The sequence below is a fragment of the Bradyrhizobium sp. AZCC 2289 genome (assembly GCF_036924615.1).
GTDB lineage: Bacteria > Pseudomonadota > Alphaproteobacteria > Rhizobiales > Xanthobacteraceae > Bradyrhizobium.
In genome coordinates, this window is sequence record NZ_JAZHRY010000001.1 from 2,876,149 (window position 1) to 2,893,043 (window position 16,895).

Sequence of the window (16,895 nt, forward strand, 5' to 3'; positions counted from 1 at the left end):
TTATGGGTTCACGGCCTAACTAACACCCAGGTAGTATATCCAGAACGACCCGTCCGTGGCACCCTCTGCCCGGCCAGGAGGCCAGTAGCTTTTCTAGCGATGGTGGAACGAAGAGTTGGCAGAGGTTCCGCTCATATCGATCGTAGACGACGACGATTTGTTTCGCGCAGCTATAGAGAAGCTCGTGAAATCACTCGGGCTGACAGCCCGTACGTTTGCCTCCGCTGAGTCGTATTTGCAATCGTCGTGGCTGAAAGAAACCCACTGTCTGATTGCGGACGTACAAATGCCGAACATGAGCGGCCTCGAGCTTCAGGAACGTTTATCTGATTTGGGTTTCGACATACCCATCATTTTCATAACTGCATACCCGAACGACGCCGTTCGAACGAAGGCAATCAACGCGGGGGCCGTCTGCTTTCTGAATAAGCCGCTCGACCTGCAGGGGCCACGCGTAGCCGACTGTCTGCAGGCGGCACTGAGCAAGCCCAAGGGACCATCTAAGGTCACGTAGCAGTTGATACGATCATTCGTCCGGACGTGACCCTCACTATATCCTGATTTTATCCCCCTCGCCGGACAGGAGCGCGGGCAGCGTTAGTTGAAACACTGCACCACGGGGTAGGTTCGCGCTCGCCCACAATCGGCCCTGGTGAACCTCAATGATTGAATGGCAGATTGAGAGCCCCATTCCTAGGCCTCCGGATTTGGTCGTATAGAAGGACTCAAATAGCCGCTGTGCGCTCTCGGGAGGAAAGCCAGGGCCGGAATCTCGCACGGATACGAGCACGGCATCCGAGTGTGCCGGTTCGGTGCGGATCAGCAATTCGCGTGCTCCCGCGGTCATTCCGCTCATCGCCTCGATCGCGTTAAGGAGCAAATTGAGAATTACTTGCTGCAGCTGAACGCGGTCTGCCCAAACGGGAGGCAGGCTATCCGCAAGTTGCGTCTTTGCGGAAATGCCATTCTTTGCCATTTCGCCGCGAACTAGCGCAATGACCTCTAAGATCGCTTCGTTGATGTTGAGTCGAGCCTTCAGAGGAGGTGCTTTCTTTACGAGCGCGCGGATCCGGTCAATAACTTCACCCGCTCGCACGCCGCTCTCCACGATAAACCCAAGGGCCTGCTGTACCTCTTCTAAGTTTGGCGGTTGGGCACGTAGCCAGGATGAAGCTGCATTGGCATAGGTGATTGCCGATCCTATCGGCTGATTGATTTCGTGCGCAATCGAAGCAGACAGTTGCCCCATCGCTGCGAGACGGTTTGCATGCGCAAGTTCGGTCTGTACTTGCATGTACCGCCGCTCGCTATCACGCACGGCTTCTTCCGCTCTTTTCCGATCGGTCAAATCGATAACAAAAGCGACACCTTCATCTCCCCTCTCCTCGAAAAGTGCTTCTCCGACTAGTATTGGCACTCTGCTACCGTCTTTTCGGCGGTACTCTTTCTCGTATGGATGGGAAATTCCTGTCGCCCTTAGCTCTTCAGCTCGCCGATTGTCCTGATCACGCCACTCAACAGGAGTCAGTTCCCTCCACTTCAAATCACCCGAGACAAAATCGTCACGGCTGTATCCCACGATACGAAGAAAGGCATCGTTTGCTTCTACCACCCGGCCATCAAAGCGCCAGATAAAGATGCCGATAATGTTTGAATCGACCAAGCGTCGAACCTTCGCTTCCCTTTCCCGAAGGTCGCTATAAAGCCGAGCGTTCTCTAGTGATATCGCGGCCTCGGAGGCGAGCAGCTTCAGCACCGCCATCCGATCGGGCGTGAATACGCCGGGCGCGAGGTTGTGTTCCAGATAGAGTATGCCAATCAGTTTGGCCTGATTAAGCAGCGGAAAGCAGAGAACAGAACGGGCTCGGTGGTGACGAATGTATGGGTCCGCAGAAAACTGGTTCTGTGCGGAAGCGTCACCAAGAATAATGCGTTCGCGCGTTCGGACAACGAAGTGAACGATAGAGACCGGCAGCGCCGCCACGGAAAGTGGCTCGTCCCGCAGATGAACTACCAACGATTCACCCTGAACTTCAGCATCTGCCCTAACCACCGGGTCAATCCCTTCTGTAAGGAGCAACACACATCGTTGAGCACCTGCATGCTGAATGGCTGTGCGCATGATGGTGTCAATCAGCTTCTCAAGGACGGTTTCTCCTGACACCGCCTGAGAGACCTTAAGCACAGTATCCAGCTCTAACGGCTCAACTGGCGCCTGGATCGTGCTTGTCGGATCGCTCCGAGCCGTTCTCTCCGTAAGAAGGGGATAGATCTGCTCCAGTTGTCGTACCTTGCCATCCGCTCCCCAGCGCAGATAGCAATACCGCGCGTCCCGCAAATAAGCATAGGCGATCTTCTCAAATCCTCGCGCGCTGTAAAAGCGTGCGGCTATCTCATTGGCGAGAGCCTCGTTGTGTATAAATCCATTTTCCCGCGCACGTAGGATTGCCTCATCGTATAGCCGCATAGCGATCAAGTCCTGGCCTTCAATTCGTGCGATCTCGGCGCTCACGAGCAAGGCCCGCGTTCCGAAGTTTTCAGGGCAATTTGTTGCCCATACATTGAGTTGCTCGTGGTGAGCTCTTAAGAATGCGAAATGCTGCTGCTTCTGTTCAGTCGTTCCAAAATCCCAACATGCTGCGTGGCAAAGCGCACCATAGAAGCGGAACTCCGCTGTCTCGAACTGCGACGGCGACGTCCACAATAGCCGCTGGGCAACCAAAGATGACTCGACACCGGCGCTATACTCGCCTGCGAAAAAACGAGCCTGCAGCTTTCGAATCCAATACCAGCACTTTAGTTCCGCCAAAGCGGCGTTCTCTTCCAGATGGAGCTCGAACTGCAGCTCATTGAATTGCTCATCGTCGAAGGTTCCGAACGTTGGGGTCAATCCACGAAGGGTACGAATAAGTTGCAGCTGCGCGGTGATGTGATCAATGACTAGACCAAAACTGATCTTCTTCGCAAATTCCAGTCCGTTCTCGGCTTCTCGCTGTACCTCAGCGAGGTGATCGCCGGCTGCGATGAGGTTGGTGACCAGGTGGTTACAGCTATAGGCGCTAAATGTCAGATCGCCTGCTTTACTGGCAGCTTCGAACGCGCGGCGCACCAAATCACGGCCAGATCGGACGTGTTTCGTCCATGGTACGACGATATCGCCGAAGGACATGTAGGTCCGAGCCTGATAGCGCGTTAGGCCGCGTTTTTCGACTAACTCGTAGCCAAGCTGACCGAAACGGAATCCGTCCTCGTAGTTGTTAAAGCGCGGCCCACATATAATGGCGAACCAAACATACGCGAAGCACGACGCGTCGCTGTTGCCGTGCTGAAGGCTGATGATGACGAGGGAGCAAATGACAAGAGATGAGAAGTTCTCATCGTAAAACAGGGCCGGCGTCACGGTTTCAGTCAAGACATCAAGAAGATCGAGCAACTCCGCGTCCGTTACAAACGGTAAATCAAGGAGCTCTTCAATTCGTCGGCCACCAAGGAGTGACCGGATACGCTCGTACTCCCGCATCACTTCGTTTCTGGAGGGGCGCAGCGACCAATCCGTGCCTCTGCGACGTAGATATTCGAGGCATACCTCCACGGCGCGATCGCTGCGGTCCAAAGTGGTATAAAGTGTTATCCGTGACCGCGTGACGAGAGCGATATGGTGGCTGCTTTTGCTGCGCTCCGCCAGCATCGAAAGACGATTTTCGGCCGTAATCATATCTGCGGTCAGAAGCTCGCACTCGGCCATTAGATATTCGATCGCGAACATCAGTTCGTAGTTGCGATCCCAGCTGTGGTCGGACAACAATCCGCGGGCTACAATTAGGTGCTTCAGCGCTGAAGCGTATGCTGTTGACGATTTGGCGCGTCTCCCTGCAATCAAATTCAATTCTGCCACGCGCAATCGCTCGTCGGCGGACTTTATGAGGTGAGAGCCGCGGTTCAGCTGATTAACAATCTCGAAGATCGCTTCTTCCAATTTCTCTGGAGATGTTTTCTTGGCGAGCAGCGTTCCTATTCGCAGATGCGTTTCGGCGCGCGTTTTTTCCGGTGTCGAGGAGTAGGCTGCTTCCAGGACGCGGTCATGGGCAAATCTATAAGAGTCTTCGAGGCGAAAGATGAGGCCCGCTCGAACCGCTTCCCAAAGCAGGCGGTGCATTTCCTCCGGCGAACCCTGATAAGCGGACGTCAGAAGGTCAAACTCCACTCTGTTACCCATGCAGGCGAGCTGCTGTAGCGCAGTCTGGGCTTCGACAGTTAGACGATTCAATTTTCCGACCATGAGGTCGATTATATTGTCCGTATAGCCCTTGGCATGAATACGGGCGAGATCCCAAGACCACTGTGAAGAGCGGGGATCAAACGTTAGCAACTCTTCGTGCGCAAGTTCAGATATAAACTGGATGGCGAAGAATGGATTCCCCCCGGTCTTGCCGTGCACCAATTGGGCTAGTGGAGCAGCGCGCTCTAGCGTGCAATGAACAGAGTCCGCGATGAGCCGCTCCAGATCTTGGCGGGTGAGTGGCGCAAGAACGATCTCCTCGACGGCGGCTCCGTTATCTCGGATAGCAGTCAGTCTGCGGGCGAGCGGATGTGACGGATCAACTTCGTTGCTTCTGTACGCGCCAATAAACATCAGGTGCTTCACATCTGGCTGCACCAGCATGTCTTCGAGCAAATCGAGCGTGGCCGCATCGAGCCATTGCAAATCGTCAAGGAAGAGAACTAAGGGATGTTGCTGGCTTGCGAATACACTTATGAATCGCCGGAAAACGAGCTGGAACCGGCGTTGCGCATCCTGGGGTGGAAGTTCGGGTACTGGTGGCTGTTCACCGAGAACAAGCCTCAGTTCGGCCACAATGTCGAGCATGAGCAGCCCGTTTGGGCCTAATGCTTCTTGTAGGGCATCTCGCCAAATTTGCAGCTCCGCTGGGCTCTTCCCCAACAGGGGACGAACAAGGCTCTGAAACGCTTGCGCCAGGGTGGCGTAGGGAATGTCGCGCTTGTATTGATCGAACTTGCCCGATGCAAAGAGACCGCGAGTTGAAACGAGTTCTTTTTGTAATTCGTCAACGACCGACGACTTGCCGATACCTGAATAGCCAGACACCAGAACCAACTCTGGAGCGCCACCGACCACAACGCGATCGAAAGCGGCTAGCATGGCATCGATCTCTCGTGATCGACCGTACAGCTTCTCCGGAATCAATAGTCGGTCCGACACATCGTGTTCGCCGAGCGGGAAGTCTTTGATACGGCCCCGGCTTTGCCAATCCGCAAGGCAGCGCCGAAGGTCTTGTTCGACGCCTCTTGCCGTCTGGTATCGGTCCTCCGGGGTCTTGGCGAGCAGCTTCATGATGATCGCGGAAAGGGCGATCGGGATGCTCTCAACCCGCTCGCTTGGCGGGACGGCATTCCTCGCGATATGGCAATGGATCCACTCCATAGGATCACTCGCGGTGAAGGGAAGATGCCCTGTCAGCATCTGGTAGAGTGTGACACCCAGTGAATAGAGGTCACTCCGAGAGTCGATCGATCGATTCATTCGCCCGGTTTGTTCGGGCGCCATATAAGCGAGCGTGCCGGCGATAAATTCGGGCGGCTCCACAGGTTGGCGCTCGCGGGAGAGGCGCGTCGCGATTCCAAACCCGGTGAGCCAGACTTGGCCGGTTGCGAGATTCGCAAGTATATTGGCCGGCTTAATGTCCTTGTGGATGATCCCGCGATCGTGCAACCGGCCAATGGCGGCCGACAGGGAAATGGCAAGGTGCAAGAAAGATTGCACCTCCATGCGCGTCCTCACCAGCCGCTGGAGTGGCTCGCCTTCATTATCTTTGAGTACAAGGACGGGCTGCCCTTGTTCACGCAAGAGGGCCAACGGTTGCGCTGCCCACGAGTCGTCGGCTAAGTCATCCCTTAAATCGAATTCGTGGGTGAGCCGCTTAAGATTATCTACCGTCGGAGGATCAGTTGAGGGAACGACTACCAATATGGCTTGCTGACCCTTAGGGCCATCGCGTAGTCCTCTATAGAAGATTCGGTCGCCGTCCTCCCAGGCGGGCTGAAGGGAGCTAATACCACTGACGTCGCTTCCCGGAGGTACCATCTAATGGCTCCGCCATCGCGAGAACCCGCCGTCGGCAGGAAGCCCTTAACCGACAGACGCTGCCCTGCTCCATTTTGTAGAGCAAAACCGAGCCGAAATCCATCCAACCTAAATGCCCGCAATGGTAAACTAGCACGTGCCATGTGGTTGGAAGGAGAACGGACTAAGTTCGCGCGGAGAGAGAGGTCCGGTCCCCACAAGCATTAAAAGTTGTAACGCCGCTTCAGTCAAAAGGCGTGGCGCCAAAACCCATGAACCGATTGTCGCGACTGGCGGCTCGCGGAGGCGTGTTATGGAAACGTTTTTCCCTGTGCTTGGTATGGAAGGTTCGCCACTTAGCTTGAACAATCATGAGGTGTTGAGGGACGAACCGGACGGGGCATGGGCAGCGCGTCCGCTCGAGCTCATCCGGGAAGGCGGCCGAACCGTGCTGGACGGCTTTGCGATCACGAGAGAGCGCGAGGTCAACACCTTGCTCGCCGGGTTTAGCTTAGCGGAAACACAGCCTAGAGGCGCCGCTACGGCTGGTTCTGTTCACGCCAAGGGGCCTTCCACGACCTTTGGCGAGTTGTAGGACCTCGTTATCGCAAACGACCGCACCCCAAGCTCGTCAGCCGCCGTAGAGCATCGGTCCTGCGTGCAAGGAACGGAGTGGGGCTATCCAGGTAACCGCCAGTTCTCGATCTATCGCCAACGTATGGCCGCTCGAGCATTCGCCACGCGCCAGTATACGTGTTCGGATGACGCTTAAACATGGAATCCTGTCAAATGGGGGAGCGACTGACTCAAGGATCCACAAAATGCAGCAATCGCGGATCAGCACGTGATCCACGAACCGGGTGTTGTCCAAACTGAGATCGGAAGAATGTCGTACGTTGCGCAAAGCTCGTTCGGTATTCATGCCAGCCTCCGGTCTGGTTATTCCCCCATGTCCCGCGCATTGTTGGAAGTTGCGACGCCGCTTCCTCCTCCCAAGTCGCTTCATCCGAGACGCAGGCGAGAAGGGATGCTTGCCGGTCGTAGTCAAGAGCGAACTCCGGCTCCACGCGTGGACCATGTGCGTCCACTTATCGCACGGAGCGGTGGTTTTCTGATTTCCGCTAGCGGCGGAATAGCAGACATGGCGAGTTATGAGTACACGCCCCGGTCTATCATTTTTGATGGGACGACTGTTCGACAGATAGCGTTCCGACGATCGACATCGGAGCCCGACGATTCCGCGCAAGAATGCACGACACGAGCAATCCGGGACAAGCGATCATTGCGTATTTGGGATTAGAACGAAGATGTCCGGCCCCGGGCTATTCCCTCTCAAGACTTGGGCCGCTCGCTCCCCGAGCGGCCCATTGCACCAGCAGGGCGATCAACGATGAATTATCTGATAAACGCATTGTCCAGGTCCGGTCTTCTCAAGGACGATCTCGACTATCTGCTAATTCGCGCGTCGATGGTGATCGTATTCCTGCTATTTGGATACCAAAAATGGTTCGAGTACGAGGCCAAGGTGCTGATTCCCTATATCAGCAATGGGCCGCTTATTTCATGGATGTATCCAGCGTTCGGCATTCGGGGAGGCAGCTGGTTTCTGGGGGTGATGGAATGGCTGATCTGCTCCCTTCTGTTCTGGGGATTCTGGAACAGGCAAGTGGGGATCCTCGGAGCGATCGGATCATGTATTACATACGTTGCGACCGTGACGATCATTCCATTCATGCCGAACGGCTGGGATCAGGTTGCCGGGGGATTCCCGGCAATGACTGGCAACGTTCCTTTTCTCATGAAGGATGTGGTGCTCTTTGCAGCATCGGTCTATTTGCTGAAGCAGGATATCGTAAGGGTGACGCGTTCGGCGGAGCGCGGCGGCACCATCAGCTTTCCGATCAGGTATCTCGTCTGGATGCTGGCGAAACTCGGTCTTCTCAGAGAGGATCTTGAGTATCACTTACTCCGTGCGTCAATGGTGCTCATATTCCTGTTCTTTGGGTATACCAAATGGCATCAATATGGGGCCCAGGCAATGATCCCCTTCATCAGCCACAGCCCTCTCATTTCCTGGCTGTACCCTGCGTTCGGCATCCGCGGAGCCGCCCGATTCCTGGGTGCATCGGAATGGACGATTTGCGCGCTCCTGTACGCAGGATTCTGGGATAAGCGATTGGGACTTCTTGGAGCTATCGGATCCAGCGTCACCTTCATCACGACCGTCACGATCATCCCTTTCACGCCGAACGGATGGGATCCGTCTGCCGGGTTTCCGGCGATGGCCGGCGACGTTCCCTTTCTTATGAAGGATTTGGTCCTTCTCGCTGTATCGGTCTATCTGCTGAAGCAGGATGTCGTGAGGATGTCGCTTCGCGTCGAGATTGCCGAGATGACTCCGAATCGTTCGCGCACGGATGGAATAGCGGCCGCTGTCCCGACATCAGCCGCATTCCCCGCAAGAACGTGAGCTGAAGCGCGAAAGCGGCCAACCTGCGCATCGTCAGCACAGCGGTGCTTACATTCGGATTGGCATCGACGGTCTTTTGCGGTGGTCGCACAACGCGTTGCGTGACGCAGGAACCGACAATGCCGCGAAGAGCGAGGGATACGAACCACGTCAAGTTGTTTTCAAGAGAGGAGACGTAACGATGGCTGGGAGAACTGAACGCGCGATTTTGGCTGGCGGCTGTTTTTGGGGCATGCAGCAACTCATCCGGCGGTTGCCTGGCGTAGTGTCCACCCGGGTGGGCTATTCGGGCGGCGACGTCAAGAACGCCACCTATCGGAATCACGGCACGCACGCCGAAGCGATCGAGATCATGTTCGATCCCGACAAGACCAGTTTCCGAAATCTGCTGGAATTCTTTTTCCAGATACACGACCCGACGACCCGCAATCGTCAAGGTAACGACGTAGGCATGAGCTACCGCTCTGCGATCTTCTACACTAACGATGAGCAGCGTCGCCTCGCGGAGGACGTGATCGCCGACGTCGATGCTTCTGGCCTTTGGCCGGGCAGGGTTGTGACGGAAGTCGCTCCCGCTGGTGACTTCTGGGAGGCGGAACCCGAGCACCAAGACTACTTAGAGCGCTATCCGAACGGCTACACCTGTCATTTCGTCCGTCCGGGCTGGAAATTGCCCCGCCGATCCCCTGTGGCGTGACTTGGCCACCTCGAGAGTGCCCACCCTGCTGAGCTTGTTGCCGGTCGCACGCTCAAACTTGGCGCCCGAATACAAAAGAGCTGGTCCGACGAGCAATTCGAAATACCCGTTGAGTCGCGGAGAGGTCCGGTTCGGGGCAAGCCTCCAATAGCTCGCGGCGAGCACAAGCTTGCGCCCCGCTCGCACCGCATTTGCGATGCAGATCCACTTCCACAAATTATCACTTAGATATGCTAAGAACCAACCCGCCGCTCCGGCTCAATAACCACCGCACTGGCGGCTTCTCGCGAGCGCCGGCGCAACTTCCGAGTCTTACGGCAGCAACCAGTTCTTGCTTTCGAGGGTTTGATCAGGTACTCGAGCGCCCCGCCTTCATCGCCCGAACAGAAACTCATGCGTCTGAACGAGCGGTGACAAATACAATCGAGGTAAGACGTCCGTTCTCCCGAGCTTCGCGTGTAACGCGAGGCCGCCGGATGCCAGCTGGAATAAGACGCAATGGGGTGAGATTTCATTCCGGCAGGCCTGACTCGCGCAATGCTCGCCCGATCCGTGTTCTCGAATCAACAGACCGCACGGGGAAAATATAATCCACATGTCCAATGCGAAAATTTGGATCGACCCTGAGTAAATGAGCAGCCGCGTCCGCTGCTTCGACACGGCGTCCCAACGAGACTGCGTTGACAACGACAGCAGCCAAGGAGAGCACATTCGCCGCCATTTGAACCGCTCGTGCCGCTGCTTCCAGTCCCTCTTCGTATCGCGAAGCGAGAAAAAAGGCGAACGCGCTCCCATACAGTGCGCCAACAATCAACGGATCCAAGGGGCTCAGACGCGTCATCTGCTGAAAGCTCTCGATAGCGCGCTCAGGCAGATCGCTTACGACGGCGACCCAACCTCTGCTGTGCCAAGCAGTCGCGAAGTTTGTGTTCAGGGTGACGGCTTGTTCGACCAGCAACGCAGCTCTGTCATATTTACGTCCGAGATAGGCGAGCACATGGGCCGAGCGGGCTAACACGAATGCATCATCATGACCGAGTCGTGCTGCTCGTTCCGCAAACCTTACCGCTTGCTCACGCCTTTGTTTTGAAAGTGGCGAGCCGCTAACAGCTTGTTCCACGAGAGCGACGTAGGCCACCATCGCGTAAGCTGGTGCAAAGTCCTCGTCCAGTTCGATTGCCTCGTGAAAAAATTCAAGTGCTTTGTACGCCGTGCGCCCGCGATAGGAAGCTGCCATGCCTCGCAAAAAGAGATCGTAGCTGTCACGACGATCTGTTGGTTTGCGCTTCGAGCGCGCGGTCTCGGCCCGTTCAATCGCGGGAGCAATTGTCGCCACAACGCTCGAAGTGACATCGTCCTGAAGGTCAAAGATGTCCCGTAATTCCCCATCAAATTTATCCGCCCAGAGGTGGACTCCTGTGGAGGCTTCTATCAATTGACCGGTGATGCGGACTCGACCGGCGACCTTCCTGACGCTGCCCTCCAAAACGTAGCGAACGCCAAGTTCGCGACCAACCTGTTTCGTGTCGACGAGCCTGGCTTTGTACGTAAATGAGGAGTTGCGAGCGATAACGAATAGGGACTTGAACCGAGATAGGGCCGTGATGATGTCCTCGACGATGCCGTCAGCGAAATATTCCTGCTCGGGATCGCCACTCATGTTCTGGAACGGCAGAACGGCGATAGAAGGTCTGTCGGGGAGGGGAAGCGGCTCGCCGCGGTTCGCCGGCGTCACAAACGCCGAGCTATGGGTCCGGGCTCGTATGGCGTAAGCGCGAACTGGCTTGGAAATATTCTTTAGTTGGCGCTCCCCTCGATCCTCAAAGCTGAGGTCGAGCTTGCCTTCGACCTCGCCGTGGACCTTGCTGGAGATCAAGATCCCGCCCGGGTCGGCAATACCCTCGAGCCGGGCAGCCATGTTGATGCCCTCGCCATAGACGTCGCCGTCCTCCTGAACGATCACGTCGCCCAGATTAAGCCCGATACGCAATTCGAGCGCATCGGGCATTGAGGAGAGATGTTCCTGAATCTCAACCGCGCATCGCACGGCCGCGATCGGACTGCAAAATTCCGCGAGCATGCCATCGCCCGTCGTTTTGATCAGGCGGCCGTGGTATTGAGCCAAGCGAGGTTCGATTACTTCGCGCTTGAGCCGCCCGACCTCGGCGTAAGTGGCCTCCTCCGCTCGCTCCATGAGCGCAGAATAGCCCACGACGTCGGCAGCCAAGATAGTGGTTAGCCGTCTTTGAATGCGCTCATTAGCCATAGCAGCCTCGCTCACGCGAACCGCGGGTATCAAAGCACGTCATTTGGCTGTACGGCTATCTAATTTCGTGCTGAGAGGTTATCCAGATTGCTGGAATTTCCGCGATATTGCTCGGTGTGTCGCGCGGCAGTCACGTTGGCGCACGCGATGCCGGTGGAGATCGATTATTCCGAGAGCACGGGCCGCCGAAAGACTGGAGGACCAACCTATTCAATAACCTGACGACAGATGACATGGTCGTTGTTGGCGCGTCAACCAAGTTCGAGCCGCGTCGCTGGTGGGACAACTCGCCGAATTTGCCACGTCAGAAAACCCAGGACGCACCTTCACTTCGCCGATGCACGGACCTCGACCATCGATTTCAACTGTGGCGGTCATGCCGGCCGACAGGACGACGCCGGGGGCTACCTCATCGATATGGATCCGGACTGGGATGCGTTGGGCCAGGCGCACCCAGGTGAAGATTGGGTTCACCGTCGCTACCCCTTGATTGTTGGGCTGCGCGTTTGAAACGTTGATGGCGCGAGCGATGCTGTCGACATGACCGCGGATGATTTGACTGTAGCCGATTAGCTTAATTTGGGCTGGATCACCCGCGCAGATTGGAGCGAGGTTCGTCTCCTCGAAATACCCATCGACCCAGAATGAATTGGCATCGACCACCGAGATGGTGCTCACGCCGACATTGACGTAGTCACCGAGTTGCGCCAGCAGGTTCGTTACGTAGCCGTCGACCGTTGAGAGAATGCGCGTGCGCTCGAGGTTCACCTGCGCTTGGTTGAGCTGGGCTTTGGCTTGCATGAGACCTGCCTCGGCACTCATGCGCTGCGCCTTTAGCGCCTCGACTTGCCGATGCGCCAGGTTGAGATTTTCTTGTGCGGTCTGCACCGCGGCCTCCTGTTGATGCAGCTGCGACGCGAACTGCTGGGCATTCTGAACGGTGCCCCACCCTTCTTTCGCCAGGGTCTGGTAGCGTCCTGCCTGCTGCTGCGCGAATACGAGCGCGGCCAGGCTCCGATCCAGCTGTGCCTGATTGGCGCTGATCTGTGCCTGCTGTACGGTCATCTGTGCGTCGATGTTCTGCACATTCGCTTGCGCCTGCTGCACCGCCGCCTCGGCTTGACTGACTGCGATCCGGTAGTTGGTCGGGTCGATCTCCATCAGCAGATCACCCTTGTGAACATATTTGTTGTCGACGGCGGGCAACTCGACGATGCGCCCCGCGACCTCCGGCGCCACCGTGACGACATAGGCGCGCACGGTGGCGTCACGCGTCCACGGCGCCCCCATATAGACGCTCCACATCGCCCAACCGAGAAGCCCGGCCAGCGCTACCGTCGCCAGGGTGATCAAGAATTGGATTATTTGCATGCGACGCCTTGCGCGTGCGCGGGATTCTGGCACGAGCGACAAGGTGGTATCGCGATCATAGGCCGTGTCGTCGCCGCGCTTCGATGTGACTTCAGTAACGGTCATGGCTAGCTCAGCGGGCGATTATCACGGTCCAGGACGAGAGAACGATGATGTAAACGGCAAACACGAACAGGGCGGGATGCCAGACATATCGCAGCAAGCCGAAGCGACTGGCGATCCGGCGCAGCGCGATTGTGACGAGCCAGGCAGCTACCATCATGAGCGAGATCGGCGCAACATAGACGCCAAACAGCTCGATCTCGGCGAACCTCATGCAGGCGCTCCTGAGTCGAAGTAAAAGGCATGTTCGGCAAGCGCTTCGGACATGACCAGGATGCGGCTGCGCGTTCGAAGCGCGATCGCCGCCTCCGGCCCGGCGTAAGGACCTGAGGCCAAGCGGCGATCGAGTTGACGCAGCCCTGCGATTGCGATCGCACTGTTTGCCTGCGCGAAGGCCGCGAGCGCGGCGTCGAGCTCTGCGGCCTCTCTAAAGCGCGGCGCAATGTGGCGAAGGTGGATAATCTCGGTGCCGACCGACAGCGCCGCCAGCAGCCGTGCGCGCTGCAACGGCTCGGCCTCGTCCGGCACCGCCGCAAGCCGGCCGTAGACGCGGCCTTCCCAGTCGTCCGATCTCGGTGGCACTGGGGCGATCGCGACGCGGCGCAGTTCGCGCAGCGTTAGGGCGACCAGCCGGCGCGCTCGCAGCGCGGGTGGCAGCGGCGGCAACAGGCTAAATGTGACCGGTGCTACGCCACAGCCCACGACAATCGCTAGCGCCGAATTGTAGAATTGCGCTGTGTCGTAGCTCATCTGGTTCGCGGGCGCCAGGAGAGGGACAAAGATGATTCCCATGGCCGTGAACACGGCGACCGCGGCAGGCTGCCGGCTTCGGGCTATCGCGAAGCCGGCCGGTACCAGGAAAAGACCGATGGCGAGGCAGAAGGCCGGGAGTGTCTCGTGGGCCGGCAGCACAGCGAATTTTATAATTGCCGCGCAGACGACGGCACCGGCGGTGCCGAGTGCGAACGCGATAGCGCCGCTGTAGGCCAGATCGCCGCTCGGCGAAAGCACCAAGACGACGATCGCGCTGAACACTATGGTCGAGGCGCCGTTCGGCCAGGCTGTTTCAAGCCAGAAGAGCTCGACCGCGCCGATCGTGACGAATGCGCGCGCCGCATTGATGAGAGCAGGTAGCCAATCGGGTACACTTAGTCGGAAGCCGCGATGGTCAGGAAGAGGGCGGCCAGCAGCATCGGTTAGCAGTTGCAGGCCGTCGAGCACGTCCAGAATGCCGTCCGGCACGTTCGCTGCCGCGTCGGCGAGCAGCCGCAGCGATGGTGTGTCCGCCGGTAGGGCGAGCAGCGTCCGCACCGCATTCTCGCAAACGCTACGTAGAGCCATGGGATCATCCATCCAGCGAGCCGGGGCGCCTGATTCCTGCCCCGATCCCAGTTGAGGTGGAAAGCTGCACAGGATGGTCTCCACGCCCTGCCGCGCCACGTCGTGCGGCAAGCGGCTCAAATGTGTGGCAACTCCACGCCAACCATCGAGCGCTCTGAACAGGCCGTGGATGGCGGCCTGCAATGTCGGCGAGTGGTAGCGCAGGTGGCTGGATTCTCCGAGCGCCTGGTCGACTGCCGGTTCGAGCGCGATCACGTGGCGGATGAGCTCGCGCCGGCGAGGCTGCGTGTCCGGCAGTTCCTGCCCGGCAAGGGCCAGCATGCGGGTAAATCCGCCCGCTATCGCAACCCCCAGATCGGCGAATGACGCTGCCAACCGCCGCTGTGCGCCGCCGAGATCGGTCCCGGCGAGGACGATGCCGGCGCACACGATCCCGATGCAGATCTCGCTGGCGCGCCAGACTGCCACCCAAAAGACCTCCGGACTCGGGCCTCCGGTGGCGCCGAGCGCATCGGCGGCGATGACTGCAGCGGTATAGCCGGCGAGCGCCGCCGAGTAGGATGCGAAGTTGCGGAGCACCGTGGCGCCGAAAGCGCATAGACCGCCCCAAAGAGCCAGGAACCCGAGAAAGGCGATCCGACTCTGCGGAAAGCATGCGGTCAGCACCACGATCGCAATGGCGCCGACCACGGTTCCGATCATCCGGAACCAGCCTTTGCGTAGCGAAGCTCCGAGCTGGGGCTGACAGACGACCGCAGCAGAAGCGCCTGCCCAATAGGCGTTGTCGAGTTCGAGCCAGAAGGCGACGTAAAGGGCGAGACAGACCGAAGCCCAGAGCCGTAAGCCGAACAGCAGCGGCGGGCCAGCGACCCGCGCGGCGTTCGCCAGAGCCTCCGCGCATCTGTTGACGGTCTTTTCCGGCACCCACCTGCCTTGGTCGATGGCGCCTGCCATGCGTCCCTCAGATCACCGCGGCGAGGTAGGACCTCACCATGTTGGCCGGTTCGACAATCCGATCGAATGTCTGCTCTTTGACGAACCAGTAGCCGATTACCGGCGCGAGCGCGGTTGCCAGCATCAGCGAACGGTTGACATATTCGGTGATCTTCCTGCGGTAATGCTCGAGCGAGCGCTGGGTCTGGGCGGCGCCCCAGAGTTTCGCCGCGGGCACCTCGACTTTGCGCAGGCCGTCGGTTTGAATTCGGACGATGCTCATGCTGCTTTCCTTTCCACGGGATGAGCCCGTAGCGCCGTGATTCCCATGACGAGCGCTACAAGGGCAATGCCGGCCGGTAGCATCAGGGACCGCAGGCCAAAAGCGGACTCGCATGCCGCACCGATGGCGCAGCCGAGCAGGAAGCCAACAATTGCGGGCCAGGTGCGCTTGGCGCGCTGCCGCGCCACTACGCGCGGATTGCGGCCGAATAGTATCTCTCCGACATCGATCGCCAGGAGGGTGACGTTCGTCGTCATCACCGCCGTGGAGGGCGCTCCCTTCAGCGAGATTCGCGCGACCTCGTTCTGCACAGCCATGGCCGATACGCCCAGCATGCCCGCGAGGATCATGATCGCGGTACCCGGCTCGATGCGTGGCCAGCGCGCGAGGCAAATGGCGAGAAACGTCAAGAGCAAGAGGAACTGCACCAGGAGCAGAGGCAGCAAGGACGCGATGCCGATCCGTTCCAGGCCGGTGACGAAGAGTCTGGTCAGCGCCAACACGACCATGAACACCGGGACGGAGATCAAATAGGACACCGGCGCCTGCTGGCCGGCCACAAGCTTCGCAGCAAGAATCACGATGTTGCCAGTGATATGGGCGGTGAACAGGCCGTCGAGTCCGAGAAACCCGATGATGTCCACGCTTCCGGCGACCATGCTCAACGCGAAGGGGAGCAACTTGGTGCCAAGTGAATCGTCAACCGACGGTACAGACATGCCGGCACTCGCCGAAGCAACCCAGCAGGCTGGCTTCGCTGCGATTGCTGACCGGTTCTGAGGGAAGGCCATCATCGGACCCGCGCTCCGACAGCATGGAAAAAGGCATAAGCCCCAATCCACCTGTAGGAAACACCAACCGCAATTCCGACGAGGGTGTCCGCAAACCGTAATAGCGGTTGATGCCACGCGTTTTCAGGACTGATCCTCGCAACCACCAAGACGACCGCCGTCGTAATCCCAGTCGTGATGATGTCGTCCGGCCGACCCAGTAGCATGATCACGAACGTGCCGAGGCCGATCACCGCCGCCATGCCCAAGCCCGAAAATGGGAAAATCAACAGATACAGAAGACACAGCACTATGCTCAGTGTCGTCGCGGCAAGGCGCGCCACTCCTGCAGAAAAGGTGTGAACGCGGGTGTCTCTGAACACGAACACCGTTGCGACCACGGCCCACATCCCGCCGAGAAGGTCGTCGGACTTGTCGACGAATGGAGCCAGGACGTGGGTTATGATAGCGTAGGTGATTGTACAGGCGATCGCCATGTTCAAAGCAAACAGCGCTGCTGCCGCGATAGCTTTGCGTGTCGTCATTGTGGTATCTCCATGGCTTTGATCGTTACAGAGAA

The 16,895-nt window shown here is 58.1% G+C and carries 13 protein-coding genes; 5 read left to right on the top strand and 8 right to left on the bottom strand.

Features of this window, described 5'->3' with window-relative positions:
- Positions 1–115 precede the first annotated feature (115 nt).
- Positions 116–514: a response regulator transcription factor gene (locus tag V1289_RS13920; RefSeq protein WP_334397474.1), complete on the top strand. Its 399-nt coding sequence runs from the start codon at positions 116–118 to the stop codon at positions 512–514.
- Positions 515–550: 36 nt separating this feature from the next.
- Here V1289_RS13920 and V1289_RS13925 read toward each other — a convergent pair whose 3' ends face one another.
- Entirely contained in the window at positions 551–6,103 is a 5,553-nt protein-coding gene (locus V1289_RS13925; protein WP_334397475.1) for a trifunctional serine/threonine-protein kinase/ATP-binding protein/sensor histidine kinase, read from the bottom strand.
- Between the two features lie 292 nt (positions 6,104–6,395).
- Here V1289_RS13925 and V1289_RS13930 point away from each other — a divergent pair, with 292 nt between their 5' ends.
- From V1289_RS13930 to msrA, 4 genes are all read left to right on the top strand, one after another.
- Positions 6,396–6,677: a hypothetical protein gene (locus V1289_RS13930; protein WP_334397476.1), complete on the top strand. Its 282-nt coding sequence runs from the start codon at positions 6,396–6,398 to the stop codon at positions 6,675–6,677.
- A gap of 9 nt (positions 6,678–6,686) precedes the next feature.
- Positions 6,687–6,854 carry a hypothetical protein gene (locus V1289_RS13935; protein WP_334407450.1) on the top strand — a complete coding sequence of 56 codons (168 nt, stop codon included), beginning with the start codon at positions 6,687–6,689 and terminating at the stop codon, positions 6,852–6,854.
- Between the two features lie 618 nt (positions 6,855–7,472).
- On the top strand, positions 7,473–8,552 hold the full coding sequence (locus tag V1289_RS13940; protein ID WP_334397477.1) for a YkgB family protein: 1,080 nt from the start codon (positions 7,473–7,475) through the stop codon (positions 8,550–8,552).
- A 181-nt stretch (positions 8,553–8,733) separates the two neighbouring features.
- On the top strand, positions 8,734–9,249 hold the full coding sequence (gene msrA / locus V1289_RS13945; RefSeq protein ID WP_334397478.1) for a peptide-methionine (S)-S-oxide reductase MsrA: 516 nt from the start codon (positions 8,734–8,736) through the stop codon (positions 9,247–9,249).
- 511 nt (positions 9,250–9,760) lie between these two features.
- On the opposite strand, the gene V1289_RS13950 is transcribed toward msrA, so the two are convergent.
- From V1289_RS13950 to V1289_RS13980, 7 genes are all read right to left on the bottom strand, one after another.
- Complete coding sequence (locus V1289_RS13950; protein WP_334397479.1) at positions 9,761–11,515, bottom strand: adenylate/guanylate cyclase domain-containing protein; 1,755 nt, start codon at positions 11,513–11,515, stop codon at positions 9,761–9,763.
- A 210-nt stretch (positions 11,516–11,725) separates the two neighbouring features.
- Complete coding sequence (locus V1289_RS13955; protein WP_334397480.1) at positions 11,726–12,991, bottom strand: HlyD family secretion protein; 1,266 nt, start codon at positions 12,989–12,991, stop codon at positions 11,726–11,728.
- A gap of 7 nt (positions 12,992–12,998) precedes the next feature.
- A complete protein-coding gene (locus tag V1289_RS13960; protein WP_334397481.1) occupies positions 12,999–13,202 on the bottom strand; it encodes a DUF1656 domain-containing protein in 204 nt (67 codons plus the stop codon).
- Positions 13,199–15,283: an FUSC family protein gene (locus V1289_RS13965; protein ID WP_334397482.1), complete on the bottom strand. Its 2,085-nt coding sequence runs from the start codon at positions 15,281–15,283 to the stop codon at positions 13,199–13,201. The genes V1289_RS13960 and V1289_RS13965 overlap by 4 nt, the downstream gene beginning before the upstream one ends.
- Positions 15,284–15,290: 7 nt before the next feature.
- On the bottom strand, positions 15,291–15,545 hold the full coding sequence (locus tag V1289_RS13970) for a hypothetical protein (protein WP_334397483.1): 255 nt from the start codon (positions 15,543–15,545) through the stop codon (positions 15,291–15,293).
- The gene (locus tag V1289_RS13975) at positions 15,542–16,264 is read right to left on the bottom strand and encodes a YoaK family protein (RefSeq protein WP_334397484.1); all 723 of its coding nucleotides are present in this window, start codon (positions 16,262–16,264) and stop codon (positions 15,542–15,544) included. The genes V1289_RS13970 and V1289_RS13975 overlap by 4 nt, the downstream gene beginning before the upstream one ends.
- Positions 16,265–16,335: 71 nt before the next feature.
- Complete coding sequence (locus tag V1289_RS13980; protein WP_334397485.1) at positions 16,336–16,860, bottom strand: FUSC family protein; 525 nt, start codon at positions 16,858–16,860, stop codon at positions 16,336–16,338.
- Positions 16,861–16,895: the final 35 nt, after the last annotated feature.

Coding starts and splice junctions, on each gene's coding strand:
- V1289_RS13940 (WP_334397477.1), top strand. CDS start 7,473: ATGAATTATCTGATAAACGCATTGTCCAGGTCCGGTCTTCTCAAGGAC.
- V1289_RS13975 (WP_334397484.1), bottom strand. CDS start 16,264: ATGTCTGTACCGTCGGTTGACGATTCACTTGGCACCAAGTTGCTCCCC.
- V1289_RS13950 (WP_334397479.1), bottom strand. CDS start 11,515: ATGGCTAATGAGCGCATTCAAAGACGGCTAACCACTATCTTGGCTGCC.
- V1289_RS13970 (WP_334397483.1), bottom strand. CDS start 15,545: ATGAGCATCGTCCGAATTCAAACCGACGGCCTGCGCAAAGTCGAGGTG.
- msrA (WP_334397478.1), top strand. CDS start 8,734: ATGGCTGGGAGAACTGAACGCGCGATTTTGGCTGGCGGCTGTTTTTGG.
- V1289_RS13960 (WP_334397481.1), bottom strand. CDS start 13,202: ATGAGGTTCGCCGAGATCGAGCTGTTTGGCGTCTATGTTGCGCCGATC.
- V1289_RS13925 (WP_334397475.1), bottom strand. CDS start 6,103: ATGGTACCTCCGGGAAGCGACGTCAGTGGTATTAGCTCCCTTCAGCCC.
- V1289_RS13980 (WP_334397485.1), bottom strand. CDS start 16,860: ATGACGACACGCAAAGCTATCGCGGCAGCAGCGCTGTTTGCTTTGAAC.
- V1289_RS13965 (WP_334397482.1), bottom strand. CDS start 15,283: ATGGCAGGCGCCATCGACCAAGGCAGGTGGGTGCCGGAAAAGACCGTC.
- V1289_RS13955 (WP_334397480.1), bottom strand. CDS start 12,991: ATGACCGTTACTGAAGTCACATCGAAGCGCGGCGACGACACGGCCTAT.
- V1289_RS13930 (WP_334397476.1), top strand. CDS start 6,396: ATGGAAACGTTTTTCCCTGTGCTTGGTATGGAAGGTTCGCCACTTAGC.